This window comes from Tardiphaga sp. (genome assembly GCF_044336785.1).
Lineage (GTDB): Bacteria > Pseudomonadota > Alphaproteobacteria > Rhizobiales > Xanthobacteraceae > Tardiphaga.
On record NZ_JBIIOT010000125.1, the window covers coordinates 1 to 12,546 of the forward strand.

Consider the following 12,546-nt stretch of genomic DNA (forward strand, 5'->3'; position numbering starts at 1 on the left):
TCGCGATGGTTACACCGTCGGTGGCGGTCTCGAATACCTGTTCACCCAGAACTGGTCGGGCAAGCTGGAATATCAGTACTACGATTTCGGCACCGTCAACTTCATCGCTCCAGTGGGCGGCCCCGGCAGCTTCAAGAACGACCAGCACTCGATCAAGGCTGGCCTGAACTACCGCTTCAACCTCGGCAATCTGGGCGGCGGTTTCGTTCAGTAAGTTTGCGACCAGCGACGCCGGTTAAGACTGGCGTCGCGACCCCTGACCTATCGACTTGGACTCCAGAAAACCTGGCCCGCATTCTCCATGCGGGCCTTTTTTCGTCGAGCGGTGGCGAGCGGAACCCGGCTTTCGCAGGCGCTATGTTTGTAGTACCGTGCAGCCAGCGAAGGGAATTGGTGATGGGTATTGCCGTCATGCAAGGCCGGACCGGCCGGCAGATGTCTGCGGAGGAATTCCGTGACTTCCAGAAGCATCGCCCTGATCATGAGCGCTGGGAACTACTGGCTGGCGTACCCGTCATGATGACGCCGCCGAAACTCGTTCATAATCGGATTGCAGACAATCTTAGTCGGTTGCTGAACAATAGCTTTGACCGGCAAGGTCTGCCGCTCATGGCAACCCAGCGATCTGGCTTTAAAAGCTTTGTCCTTGACGGCAAGGTCTACGAGCCAGAGCCCGATGTAGCCGTCATCGATGCGGAGTTCGAGCTTGAGCAGCGCTATTTCGATGCGGCTTATTTACTGGCCGAGATCGTGTCGTCTTCGGATCAGATCGGTATCCCCGGTACCGGGCGCGAGTGGATCGATGTTAAATGCGAACTCTATCGCTCGCATCCGCCTTGCGTCGCTTTGCTCATCGTCACGCAGGATCACATAGCGGTCCAATTCGAGCTACGCACAGGCGAAGGCTGGACCTCGACCGTGCTGACCGAGGCGGATGCTGAAATTGAAATTCAGGACCTCAAATTCCGTTGCCGCGTTGCCGATTTATATGCAGGCACGCCGCTGAATCCGCGGCGACGTCCTTAAACCTTGAAATGCTTCGACAGCTTCAGGTTCTGGCCCTGATAATTCGAGCCGATGCGCTGGCCGTAGAGTGAATCCGGCCGATCCAGCATGCGTTCATAGACGAGGCGGCCGACGATCTGGCCGTGTTCGAGGATGAACGGCACTTCGCGCGAGCGTACTTCCAGGACCGCGCGCGAGCCCTTGCCACCGGCGCCGTCATGGCCGAAGCCGGGGTCGAAGAAGCCGGCATAATGGACGCGGAATTCGCCGACCAGGGGGTCGAACGGCACCATCTCGGCGGCGTAGTCCGGCGGCACCTGCACGGCTTCCTTGGAGGCGAGAATGTAGAACTCGCCGGGATCGAGGATGAGCGTGCGGTCGGCGCGCGCATGGATCGGCTCCCAGAAATCCTCGATGGCGTAGCCGCCACGACGATCGACATCGACGACGCTGGTGTGGCGCTTGGCGCGATAACCGACAAAGCCGGAAGCGTTCTCGCCGGAAAGATCAACCGAGACAGCGAGGCCGCCCTTGAGATCGGCATCGTCGATATCGACCAAAGGCTCCGACGCATGCAGTTCCTCGAGGGCTTCGGTGTCGAGCACGGCATCGCCGACGCGGAAACGCACTTGCGAGAGCCGCGAGCCCTCGCGCAGCAGGACTGGGAAAGTCTTGGGGCTGATCTCGGCATAGAGCGGGCCGTGATAGCCCGCACCGATCACATCGAAGCGACGCGTGCCATCGGCAATCACGCGGGTAAACACATCGAGGCGGCCGGTCGAGCTCTTCGGGTTTGCCGCAGCAAAGATATGCGGCGGCAGCGCCAGGCTCTCCAGCAGCGGTACGATGTAGACGCAATTGGTCTCCAGCACCGCGCCTTCGGAGAGATCGATCTCGTGCAGCTTCAATTCGTCGATGCGCTCGGCAACGGTGACGTTCGGGCCGGGCAGGAAGCTCGCGCGGACGCGGTACGCGATGGGCCCGAGACGCAAATCGAGGCTGGCCGGCTGGATCTGGCTTTCGACGAAATCATATTCGGGCAGGATCAGGCCAGCCTCGGCCATCGCCTCGATCATGCTGTCGGGCAGAATTCCATCGGCGTCGGGGGCGAGGGTGAACGTCACGGGTTAAGGTCCTTCGATCGTCTTGCAGGGGCAATCCCCTGAAAAACCGTAACTTTACCGGCTATCTCAAGCGCGCCTTGACGGCAAGCGCAAGCGGGAATAGGAACGTTCCTATCCCGTGGTGATTTGAGCCGGCCGGCTTGCAGCCACGTAAAATAAGTCGCTAAACAGGCCGGGGACACATGTCCTTCCAGCATGCGATCCCGGCCTGAGGACGTCCGTCCAGGCCGGTTTTTTTGTGCCCGCGACATGCGGTCACGTTGGAGGTCACATGTCTGCGAAGTCTTACCGTCCCGAAACCCGCCTCGTTCATTCCAGCGCCCTGCGTTCGCAATTCAACGAGACGTCCGAAGCCCTCTTCCTCACCCAGGGCTTCATCTACGAGACCGCCGAAGCCTGCGAGGCGCGGTTCAAGGGCGAAGATCCCGGCTTCATCTATTCGCGCTTCTCGAATCCGAACACCTCGATGTTCGAGAACCGCATGATCGACCTCGAAGGCGCCGAAGCCGCGCGCTCGACCGCAACCGGCATGGCCGCCGTCACCACCGCGATCCTCGCGCCGCTGCGCCAGGGCGATCATGTCGTCGCTGCCAAGGCGCTGTTCGGCTCCTGTCGCTATGTCATCGAGGAACTGCTGCCGCGCTATGGCATCGAATTCACGCTGGTCGATGGCCTCGATCTCGACCAGTGGCAGAAGGCGATGAAGCCGAACACCAAATCGCTGTTCCTGGAAAGCCCGACCAATCCGACCCTCGACGTGCTCGACATCGGCGCCATTGCCAAGATCGCCCATGCCGGCGGCGCGCGGCTCATCGTCGATAACGTGTTCGCGACGCCGATCTGGCAGAGCCCGCTCGCACTGGGTGCTGACGTGGTCGTCTACTCGGCGACCAAACATATCGACGGGCAGGGCCGCTGCCTTGGCGGCATCATCCTGTCGTCGAAGGATTTTATCGACGAGCACATTCACAACTATCTGCGCCAGACCGGACCTTCGATCTCGCCGTTCAATGCATGGACGCTGGTGAAGGGGCTGGAGACGCTGGCGGTGCGTGTCGAGCGCCAGACGCAGACGGCGGCCGCGATCGCCGATGTGCTGGCCCAGCATGCAAAGGTGTCACGGCTGATTTATCCGGGCCGCGAGGATCACCCGCAGGCGGCAACTGTGAAGAAGCAGATGCGTGCGGGTTCGACGCTGATCGGCTTCGAGGTCAAGGGTGGCAAGGAAGCGGCGTTCCGTGTCCTCAACGAGCTGAAGGTCGCGCGCATCTCCAACAATCTGGGCGATGCGAAGAGCCTGGTCACGCATCCGGCGACCACGACGCATCAGCGTCTACCGCTGGAAGCGCGACAGGAGCTCGGGATCAGCGAAGGCTTCATCCGCTTCTCCGCAGGCCTCGAGCATCGCGACGATCTGATCGAGGATCTGGAAGCAGCGCTGGCGAAGGCGTAAGCCAAGAACGCCGGAGCGTAGGATGGGTTGAGCGAAGCGAAAACCCATCACTTCCGTCGATTGCCGCAGGCTCGGCCGATGGGTTGTCGCTCCGGCGCTTCGCGCCTCCGCTCAACCGATCCTACGGTCGCGCCTTACAGCGGTCGCTGCGCCTGCTGCTGTGCCGGCTCGTTCGTGCCCATCTTGATGGTGCCGACCGATTTGATGATGTTGTCGCCGAGCAGCTGGGCGAAGCAGGCATAGCCCCAGTCGTTCATGTGCAGACCGTCGGCGATAACGAAGGAGCTGAATGCCATCTGCTGGCCTTCGTGCCATTCCTTCATCACCTCGAAGCGCGGGAAGTATCCCACTTTGCGCAATTCGGCGACCTTGTGCATCAGCGCCAGCATCTTGCTGGTGCTTTCGGGCTTCTCCACTGTCGCCGGTGAATATTGCGGATCGACCAGCACCACATCGGAGCCGCCGGCCTGGATGCGGCCGACGCCGTCCTCGATCATCTTGCCGGTCTCGCCCGGATCGAGATTGCGCAGCACCGCATTGGTGCCGAGCTGCCAGATCACGAGATCTGGCTTCGAATTGATCACCTCGGCCTGCAGCCGCGCCATCATCTCCGGCGCATCCTCGCCGCCCTTGCCGCGATTGAGCACGGTGATGTCGGCGCCCGGATAGGCGCGGCGGAGCTGCGCCGCGAGGCGGTTGGGATAGGTGAATTCCGGCGCGGTGGAGCCGTGTCCCTGGGTCGAGGACGAGCCGAATGCAACGATCACCACCGGCTTATGGGCAGCAAGCTTGCCGGCCACATGCGGCAGCGTTCCCATCGCCTTCGTGCCGCCCTTTGGTGTGCGGCATGGGACGCGGCTGAGAATATCCGTGGCGGTCTGGGCGGCCTGCTTGACCCTGTCGATGGTTGTGGCTGCAACGCCCTTCTTTGCGGCGTCAGCCGCAGCTGCTTCGCTGCCTTGTGCGACGGGCTGCGCGCCTTCGGCGTGCACGATGGAAGTAAGTGCGGGGGTCGTGAGAGCAAGCGCAGCGACGACGGCAAAGCGAGGCAGTTGGCCGATGAAACTCATTTTAACGCTGAATCCTCAAATCCGCTGTCTTGATATGCGCCGTTTCGATCACGAAGCTCGATAGCGCACGACCGAGACAGTCATGCACCCGCTTGGCAAGCTCCATGCCAGGCGCGGGGCTGAACAGGTCGAAATCACCATTCTCATTCCACTGCCGCATGATGGCGAACCGGTCGAACAGCGGAGCATCGTGCTGCTGCGCCACCACGCGCATATTATCTAGGTACGCCGAGCCCGAAATCATGGTCTCGGTGCGCGGACTATACTGCAGGTTCATTAAAATCACGTCAGTTCCGGCCTTTTGCATGGCAGCGACGCCGTCGTCCAATGCATTGCGGAAATCGTCGCCATCCACCTGGCGCATGGCATCGACGGTTCCCGTCTGCCAGATCACGAGGTCCGGCTTGCGGTCCTCCACCAGTTTGCCGAGCGTGGGGGCCATCTCCTCGGCGGTCTTCTTGACCTGCAATTCGAGCGCGACATCGACGGCGACGCCCGGCAGCTTTTCGCTCAGGTATGTCTGCAGGCGCGCTGGATAGGCCGCGGAATGGTCGGATAGGCCAATGACCGAGGAACGGCTGCCGATGACCAGGATATTGAGCTTGCCGTCCGGCTTCACGGCTGCCTTCACTTTCGGCAGCGAGCTCTCGCTGGTGAGAAGATAGGCGGGGACTTCGCAGGTCTGTTTGGGCGGTTCGGCCCGGGCCGGCCCCGCCATCAGCAAGAGCAGCAGCAATGCGTGTCGCCATGGCGGCCGGTGCAGCAGCGAGGTCATCGTACTTCCCCTCCTGCAAGATCAGCGTCGGGTGTCTTTTTGGCGCGCGCTCCGCCCTTCGCGGTGACGCGCTTGTACCAGGAGAACACCCACGCAGCGGTGGACATGATGACGATCCCGATCAGGCTGACCAGGCCGTGCATGACTGCACCGCCTGCGATCTCGCCCAGGAAAAACTGACCCGCAAAAGCCAGAAACACGCCTATGCAGAAAATCTCAAGTGAATGCTGTCCGCAAAGCACCATTGGTCGCAGCCAGATCGACTTCAGGGCCGGCCAATCCTTCGGCAGGAACCGGACCGTGAGCGCTGCCAGCGCCAGGAAGTGAGCAAAACGGAGCACGTCCAGATCGGGCTTGTTGATCGGATACATCCACTGCTCGAGCAGTTTTGGCAGCAGATGATGGATCTGCGGGATGTGCCAGGTCAGTGTCACCCAGAACGCTCCCGATAGATAGGCGATGCAGATCCAGAGTGTAATGGGCGAATTCAGGATCCGCTCCATCCGCCTGGCGCCGCCCAGCGCGCACCAGGCGCCGAATACGAATAGCAATTGCCAGGCGAACGGATTGAACGCCCAGGAGCCGTTCGGATAGGCGGTGAGATGCCAGTCGAATTCCCAGGTCAGCGCATAGAGCAGCACCGAGAGGCCGAGAGTGAGATCGGCGCGCCGCCGCATCAGCCACAGGATCAGCGGCAGGAATAGCATCAGGACGATGTACAGCGGCAGCACGTCCATGTTCACCGGGCGGAAGCGCAGCAGCAGCGCCTGCACGATGGTGACGTCGGGCTCCTTGAGGAAGTCCAGGATGCCCATTTCTTCCGTATAGAGCGGGTTCTGGAAGCGCGTGGCGACGTAGGAGATTTCGGCGAGGAAGATCGTGAAGAGGAAGACATGGGCCACATAGATCTGCCAGACGCGCTTGAAGATGCGCGCGCTGGCGACCACCGTGCCCTGTTCCTGCATCGCGCGGCCATAGACAAAGGCGGCGGTATAGCCGGAGATGAAGATGAAAATCTCGGTGGCGTCGCTGAAGCCATAGTTACGGATGGTCAGCCATGTCAGCAGATTCTGCGGCAGGTGATCGATGAAGATCAGCCAGAGTGCCAGGCCACGGAACAGATCGAGCCGCAATTCGCGCTCGTTCACCGCGGTGATGATGGGCGGTGCCTCCGCGCGCGGGGCTGCATCAGGCGATGCTGTGGGCGCATCGGCATGTGCGGGTCCGGCAATCGGATCGGCAACAGAGGTCATTCAACACCGCGCAACGAGTATAGACTGAGGAGAAAGAGCCGCTTCGCGGCGTCATCGCAAGTCAATTCATGGCGAGACGATTTTGTGAGGCGATCCGCCGCGGACGGGAACGCGATAGGTTTGAACTGTGTTCAAACGGCGATGACGATCATGCGCGGGCGGTATTTGGCCGCTCCGGCATTTTTCGTTATGTTGCCGATCCAGTCTCTTGCAGCGATGATCCCCATGTACCGCGCCATTACCCGCCAGATCGAAGTGACCGTCGAGCCCAACTTCATGCCGGACCGTTCCTCGGCCGAGAAGCAGCAGTTCTTCTGGTCCTACACGATCGTCATCACCAATGCGGGCAAGGAAACGGTGCAGCTGAAGACGCGGCACTGGGTCATTACTGACGCGTCGGGGAAGATGCAGGAAGTGCGCGGCGAGGGCGTGGTCGGCGAGCAGCCGGTGCTCGGACCAGGCGAGCGGTTCGAATATACGTCGGGCGTGCCGCTCCCGACGCCGTCGGGTTTCATGGAGGGCACCTATCAGATGGTGACCGACCAGGGCGAGCCGTTCGAGATCGACGTGCCGCTGTTCTCGCTGGATGGGCCGAACAGGCGGGTGTTGAACTAAAGCACTGTCATTCCGGGGCGCTCGCGAAGCGAGCGAACCCGGAATCTGGATGTGATAGTCTGAGACGGCAGCATAGGCATATCGAGATTCCGGATGCGCGCGTGCCACGCGCTCCGGACCGACGAGCGCAGGCCTACTCGATGCCCGCTTCTTCCGGCGTGAACTCGTAGACCGACGAGCAGAACTCGCAGGTCACCACGACCTTGCCGTTCTCGACCATGTCCGCGCGATCCTGCGGGTCAAAACCCTTCAGCATGCCGGACACCGCCTCGCGCGAGCACGAGCACTTGGCTTGCAGCGGCGTTGGCGCGAAGACGCGGACCCCGCGCTCGTGGAAGAGGCGGAACAGCAATCGCTCGCCGGACAGGTCGGGATCGATCAGTTCGACATCCTCGACTGTCGAGATCAGCGACTGGCCTTCCAGCCACGCATCATCCTCCGGCACCACATCGATATTGGCGCCGTCCGGCACGTCGCCGGCATGCATGTCGCGCTGCGCGCGGTCGGAGGCCTTGGGCAGGAATTGCAGCAGCATGCCGCCGCCACGCCAGCCATGGGTCGGGGCGCCGTCGCCGCCGCCGCGCCACTCCTCGCCGACAGCAAGGCGCACCTTGGTCGGGATCTGCTCCGAGCGCATAAAGTATTCGTGGGCGGCGTCTTCCAGCGTGCCGCCGTCGAGCGCCACCATGCCCTGATAGCGGCTCATATCCGGGCCCTGGTCCACGGTCATCGCGAGATGGCCCTTGCCGAGCAGCTCCGCAGTCGAAAGCCCGTCCTTCAGGCGCTCCGCATCGAAGCGCGCATAGGCGCGCATGCGATCGGGCGCGCGGAAATCGACGATCATCAGCGATACCGGACCATCGGTCTGGGTTTGCAGGATGAAGCGGCCGTCGAATTTCAGGGCCGAGCCGAGCAGCGTGGTCAGCACGATGGCTTCGCCGAGCAGCTTTGCCACCGGTGTCGGATAGTCATGTTTGGAGAGGAGCTGGTCGAGCGCAGGCCCGAGCCGCGTCAGGCGTCCGCGCAGATCGAGCGGCGCGACATCGAACGGCAGCACGGCATCGTCCACCGGAACGGAAGACGGCGCGCGGATCGGGGTGTCGGGCTGGGTGCTGAAATCAGGGGATGAGGTCATGGGGCCTATGTGGGGGCAAATGGCGCAAAGTGAAAGGGTTTGGCTGGAACCCGGAAACAGCAGGATAGCAGAACAAAAAGGGCCGGCGCGTTGCCGGCCCTTGCCAAATCCGTTCGCGGATCGGCTTACGCAGCCTTCATCAGGCCTTCCTTCTCCAGTGCTTCCTGCACCTTCGGGCGCGCGGCAACGCGCTCCTTGTAAGCCATCAGGTTCTTGAACATCGAGAGGTCGAGCTTGTGAGCGTCGGCCCAGCGGAGCATCGTGAACAGATAGCCGTCAGCGACGCTGAAATTGCTGCCCGTCAGGTAGTCGTGACCCGCGAGGCGGCCGTCGAGATATTTGAACTTGCCGGTGAGGCGATCGCGGAAGAAGCCCTTCACTTCGTCCGAGAAGGTCGGGTTGAACAGCGGGGAGAAATTCTTGTGCAGCTCGCTAGTCAGGAAGTTCAGGATTTCCAGAAACTCGTAGCGTTCCTCGCTGTCGCGCGCCGGGGCGAGGTTCTTGCCCGCGGCCTTGTCGGCAATCATCTGCACGATGATCGGGCCTTCGGTGACGACCTTGCCGGTGTCGAGGCCGAGGGCCGGCACCTGGCCCTTGGGGTTGACGGCCAGGAAGTCGTCGCCGTTTTCGAGCTTCTTGGCCCGGAGATCGACCTTGACGAGATCATAGGGCAGGCCGGCTTCGAGAAGTGCGATATGCGGCGACAGGGAGCAGGCGCCGGGCGAATAATACAGCTTCATCGAAATTTCTCCTTAAGGACGTTGGGGTAACGCCGTGGCGTGACTAAATGCAACGGCATGGAATAGTCAAGATTGATGCAGATGCATCGATTGGTTAGAATACGCTACCATTTGGACCGTGTGATGAAACGTAAACCTTCCACCGAGGCGTCGGCCGCCTGGATCCGCCTGATGCGGGTGCAGAGCCGGGTGCTGGACTGCGTCGAGCAGGATTTAAAGCGCGCCGGCTTTCCGCCGCTCGCCTGGTTCGATGCGCTGATGGAATTGTCGCGCGCGCCGAATGGCGAGCTGCGCCCCGTCGAGCTCGAAAAGCAGATGTTGATACCACAATATTCCACGTCCCGACTGATCGACCGGCTGGTGGATGAGGGACTGGCTGCGCGGCGCGAGTGCAAGATGGACAAGCGCGGGCTGTTCGTGGAGATCACTGCGGCCGGGCGCGAGCTGCACAAGAAGATGGGCAGCGCCTATGCGGTGGCCATCGAGAAGCATGTGGGCTCCAAGCTCACCGACGCAGATGCAGCAAAGCTGTGCGGCCTGCTGGACCGGCTCGGTTGCGCATGCCATGACACGCCGTCCGTTTCTGCGCCGGTTGCCAAAGACGCCATTCCGGCGCGATGACGTTTCAGATTTTCCCTGCGCTGGCGTCTCGATTGGATCGCCGGCGTTCCCGACACTGCGCGCATCGGATTGCAGCGCCTTTCAACTGGACTTCCCATGGCGCGTGACCAACTCGATATGACGCCGCTGCAGTCGCGCGATGAACTCGTGGCGTGGCTGGAAGCGGGCGTGAAGCCGGCGTCGGAATTCCGCATCGGCACCGAGCACGAGAAGACGCCGTTCACCCTCGAAGGTCATGAGCCCGTGCCTTACGAAGGCGCGCGCGGCATCGAGGCGCTGCTCGATGGCATGAAGCATCTGCTCGGCTGGGAGCCGATCATGGAAGGCCGCAACATTATCGGCCTCTATGACGTCACCGGCGGTGGCGCCATCTCGCTGGAGCCGGGCGGCCAGTTCGAACTCTCCGGCGCGCCGGTGGAGACCGTGCATCAGACCCAGGCCGAATTGATGGCGCATCTGGCTCAGGTGCGCGAAGTCGCGACGCCGCTCGGGATCGGCTTTCTCGGTCTTGGTCTGACGCCATCATGGTCGCGGGCGCAGATCCCGGTGATGCCGAAGGGCCGCTACAAGATCATGACCAACTACATGCCGAAGGTCGGGCAGTATGGTCTGGACATGATGTACCGGACCTGCACGGTGCAGACCAATCTCGACTTCTCCTCAGAAGCCGACATGGTCAAGAAGCTGCGCGTCTCGCTGGCGCTGCAGCCGGTGGCGACGGCACTGTTCGCCAATTCGCCTTTCACCGAAGGCAAGCCGAACGGTTTCCTGTCGTTCCGGTCTGAAATCTGGCGCGACACCGACAATAACCGTTCGGGCATGCTGCCCTGGGCGTTCGAGAGCGGCATGGGTTTCGAGCGCTGGGTCGATTACGCGCTCGACGTGCCGATGTATTTCGTCAAGCGCGGCGACACGTATATCGACGTCTCCGGCTCTTCGTTCCGCGCCTTCTTCGACGGCAAGAACGACAAGATGCCCGGCGAACGGCCGACGCTGTCCGATTGGGCCAATCATCTCTCCACGATCTTCCCGGAGGTCCGTCTCAAGCGCTATCTCGAAATGCGTGGCGCCGATGGGGTGACATCGGATCGCCTGCCGGCGCTATCGGCCTTCTGGGTCGGCCTGCTCTATGACGACGCAGCGCTCGATGCTGCCTGGGATATCGCGAAACACTGGACCGCTGCGGAACGCCAGGCGCTGCGCGATGATGTGCCGCGCTTCGGCTTCAAGGCGCGGATCAAGGACCGCTATCTGTTCGAGATCGCCAAGGAATGTCTGGCGATTGCCCATGGCGGCCTGCGCCGTCGCGCGAAACTCGACGCCAATGGCCGCGACGAGACCCGCCACCTCACGCCGCTCGATCGCATCATCGACAGCGGCAAGACCCCGGCGGAGGAGATGCTCGCCAAATTCCATGGCACCTGGGGCGGCTCGGTGACCCCCGCCTATAAGGAATATTGCTTCTAGCTCAAGCGCTTGTGAGTTGGGCGCGCGATTTCTGTCAATCCGTTCATCGGGCGTACAGGTGTCGCGCGTTCCAATGGTGGTTCGTCGATCACCCTCTTGCCACCAGCCGGAAGCCCGTTTGCATGTTGAGGAGCCGCCTGTTCGGAGCGTGTTGGGCATTGTTCGCCATGCTGGTGCTGGCGGCGCCTGCGCAGGCACAGACCAATTTCGACCGGCCGGGGAGCGATTACCAGCGTTCGGTGTCGGTCTCCGGTGACCCCGCCGAATGCGCGCTGATCTGCGAGCGCGACAAGAAGTGCCGCGCCTGGAGCTTCAACTATCCCAGCGACAATTCCGAAAACGCCGTGTGCTGGTTGAAGGACAAGGTGCCGCCGCGGGTGCAGAGCTATTGCTGCGTCTCCGGCGTCCGCGGCGCTGGCGTGATCGAACCGCGCGTCGGGCCGGTGGAAACATCGACGGATCGCTTTGGCGGCGACTATCGTTCATTCGAAGTGAAGAACGATGACAAGGCCGAGCGCGGCGATACCTGCCGCGACGCCTGCCAGGGCGACAACAAGTGCCGCGCCTGGACCTTTGCCCGGCCGGGCTATGCCGGCAAGAGCGCGCGTTGCTTTCTGAAGAACGACATCAAGCCGCCGCGGCGGAAACCCGGATTCATTTCGGGTGTCGTGCGTTAGCGTGTAGGATCAATCGTAGCCATCAACATCGGAGCCGGCACATGACGCGTATCCTCCGGACCGCCATTGGCAGTATCGCTCTCGTTGGTCTCACCACGGCTGCCGCCATCGCGCATCATGGCTGGGGCAGCTATGACGCGAACAATCCGGTGACGGTGAACGGGCCGATCGAAAGCCTGAAATTCGAAAACCCGCACGCCACCATCGTCATCAAGGGCAGCGACAAGGCCTGGACCGCCACGCTGGCGCCGACATCGCGGATGCAGTCGCGCGGCGCCACCGCTGACATCGTCGCGGTGGGCAAGACGGTCTCTGCTTATGGCTATCCCTCGACCGTGGAGAAAGACGAGATGCGTGCCGAGCGCATTACGGTGGATGGCAAGACATATGAATTGCGCTGAAGCATGATCCACGAAACGCGAAGCGACAGAGCTAGCGCGGACACCTCTCCCCACCGGGGAGAGGTCGCGCGCTCTTGCGCGCGGGTGAGGTGGTCTTGGCGCCGGAGTGTGTGGCTTCCTCCTCACCCGCTCCGGCTTCGCCGGATTGACCTCTCCCCGGCGGGGAGAGGTGTCCGCGCGTCACTGCTCGAGGCGATTCTTGCGGGCCCG

Annotated in this window: 14 protein-coding genes and 1 riboswitch; of the genes, 8 read left to right on the forward strand and 6 right to left on the reverse strand. The window is 62.1% G+C overall.

What is annotated here, in order from left to right; translation table 11 throughout:
* Both ACIQ2A_RS23340 and ACIQ2A_RS23345 read left to right on the forward strand, forming a co-directional pair.
* Positions 1 to 214 (forward strand): outer membrane protein (locus ACIQ2A_RS23340; RefSeq protein ID WP_398483924.1); only part of this gene is annotated, 214 nt, incomplete at its 5' end.
* A gap of 182 nt (positions 215 to 396) precedes the next feature.
* Entirely contained in the window at positions 397 to 1,026 is a 630-nt protein-coding gene (locus ACIQ2A_RS23345; protein ID WP_398483926.1) for a Uma2 family endonuclease, read from the forward strand.
* On the opposite strand, the gene ACIQ2A_RS23350 is transcribed toward ACIQ2A_RS23345, so the two are convergent.
* A complete protein-coding gene (locus tag ACIQ2A_RS23350; RefSeq protein ID WP_398483928.1) occupies positions 1,023 to 2,129 on the reverse strand; it encodes a 2'-deoxycytidine 5'-triphosphate deaminase in 1,107 nt (368 codons plus the stop codon). The genes ACIQ2A_RS23345 and ACIQ2A_RS23350 overlap by 4 nt on opposite strands.
* A 108-nt stretch (positions 2,130 to 2,237) precedes the next feature.
* Positions 2,238 to 2,317: riboswitch (SAM riboswitch) on the forward strand.
* 83 nt (positions 2,318 to 2,400) lie between these two features.
* Between ACIQ2A_RS23350 and ACIQ2A_RS23355 the strand changes: the two genes are divergently transcribed.
* Positions 2,401 to 3,582, forward strand: a complete 1,182-nt coding sequence (locus ACIQ2A_RS23355) for an O-succinylhomoserine sulfhydrylase (RefSeq protein ID WP_398483930.1) — start codon at positions 2,401 to 2,403, stop codon at positions 3,580 to 3,582.
* Between the two features lie 134 nt (positions 3,583 to 3,716).
* Here the strand turns inward: ACIQ2A_RS23355 and ACIQ2A_RS23360 are convergent, their stop codons facing one another.
* Genes ACIQ2A_RS23360 through ACIQ2A_RS23370 form a run of 3 tightly spaced genes read right to left on the reverse strand, consistent with a single transcriptional unit; the run spans position 3,717 to position 6,680 of the window.
* Positions 3,717 to 4,652: an SGNH/GDSL hydrolase family protein gene (locus tag ACIQ2A_RS23360; protein WP_398483932.1), complete on the reverse strand. Its 936-nt coding sequence runs from the start codon at positions 4,650 to 4,652 to the stop codon at positions 3,717 to 3,719.
* A 1-nt stretch (position 4,653) separates the two neighbouring features.
* Positions 4,654 to 5,427 carry an SGNH/GDSL hydrolase family protein gene (locus tag ACIQ2A_RS23365; RefSeq protein WP_398483934.1) on the reverse strand — a complete coding sequence of 258 codons (774 nt, stop codon included), beginning with the start codon at positions 5,425 to 5,427 and terminating at the stop codon, positions 4,654 to 4,656.
* Positions 5,424 to 6,680, reverse strand: a complete 1,257-nt coding sequence (locus ACIQ2A_RS23370) for an OpgC domain-containing protein (protein ID WP_398483936.1) — start codon at positions 6,678 to 6,680, stop codon at positions 5,424 to 5,426. Before ACIQ2A_RS23370 ends, ACIQ2A_RS23365 begins: the two co-directional genes overlap by 4 nt.
* Positions 6,681 to 6,905: 225 nt before the next feature.
* On the opposite strand from ACIQ2A_RS23370, the gene apaG reads away from it, so the two are divergent.
* Entirely contained in the window at positions 6,906 to 7,295 is a 390-nt protein-coding gene (gene apaG / locus ACIQ2A_RS23375; protein WP_398483939.1) for a Co2+/Mg2+ efflux protein ApaG, read from the forward strand.
* A gap of 133 nt (positions 7,296 to 7,428) precedes the next feature.
* Here apaG and ACIQ2A_RS23380 read toward each other — a convergent pair whose 3' ends face one another.
* Together ACIQ2A_RS23380 and gstA are read right to left on the reverse strand one after the other, a co-directional pair.
* Entirely contained in the window at positions 7,429 to 8,430 is a 1,002-nt protein-coding gene (locus ACIQ2A_RS23380) for an Hsp33 family molecular chaperone (protein ID WP_398483941.1), read from the reverse strand.
* Positions 8,431 to 8,555: 125 nt separating this feature from the next.
* Entirely contained in the window at positions 8,556 to 9,170 is a 615-nt protein-coding gene (gstA, locus tag ACIQ2A_RS23385) for a glutathione transferase GstA (protein WP_398483943.1), read from the reverse strand.
* Between the two features lie 123 nt (positions 9,171 to 9,293).
* Between gstA and ACIQ2A_RS23390 the strand changes: the two genes are divergently transcribed.
* The 4 genes from ACIQ2A_RS23390 (at position 9,294) to ACIQ2A_RS23405 (ending at position 12,336) form a co-directional block, all read left to right on the forward strand.
* The gene (locus tag ACIQ2A_RS23390) at positions 9,294 to 9,791 is read left to right on the forward strand and encodes a MarR family winged helix-turn-helix transcriptional regulator (RefSeq protein ID WP_398483949.1); all 498 of its coding nucleotides are present in this window, start codon (positions 9,294 to 9,296) and stop codon (positions 9,789 to 9,791) included.
* A gap of 96 nt (positions 9,792 to 9,887) precedes the next feature.
* Complete coding sequence (locus tag ACIQ2A_RS23395; protein WP_398483945.1) at positions 9,888 to 11,258, forward strand: glutamate--cysteine ligase; 1,371 nt, start codon at positions 9,888 to 9,890, stop codon at positions 11,256 to 11,258.
* A gap of 167 nt (positions 11,259 to 11,425) precedes the next feature.
* Positions 11,426 to 11,935 carry a PAN domain-containing protein gene (locus tag ACIQ2A_RS23400; RefSeq protein ID WP_398483951.1) on the forward strand — a complete coding sequence of 170 codons (510 nt, stop codon included), beginning with the start codon at positions 11,426 to 11,428 and terminating at the stop codon, positions 11,933 to 11,935.
* 41 nt (positions 11,936 to 11,976) lie between these two features.
* Positions 11,977 to 12,336, forward strand: a complete 360-nt coding sequence (locus ACIQ2A_RS23405) for a DUF6152 family protein (RefSeq protein WP_398483947.1) — start codon at positions 11,977 to 11,979, stop codon at positions 12,334 to 12,336.
* Positions 12,337 to 12,546 lie beyond the last annotated feature (210 nt).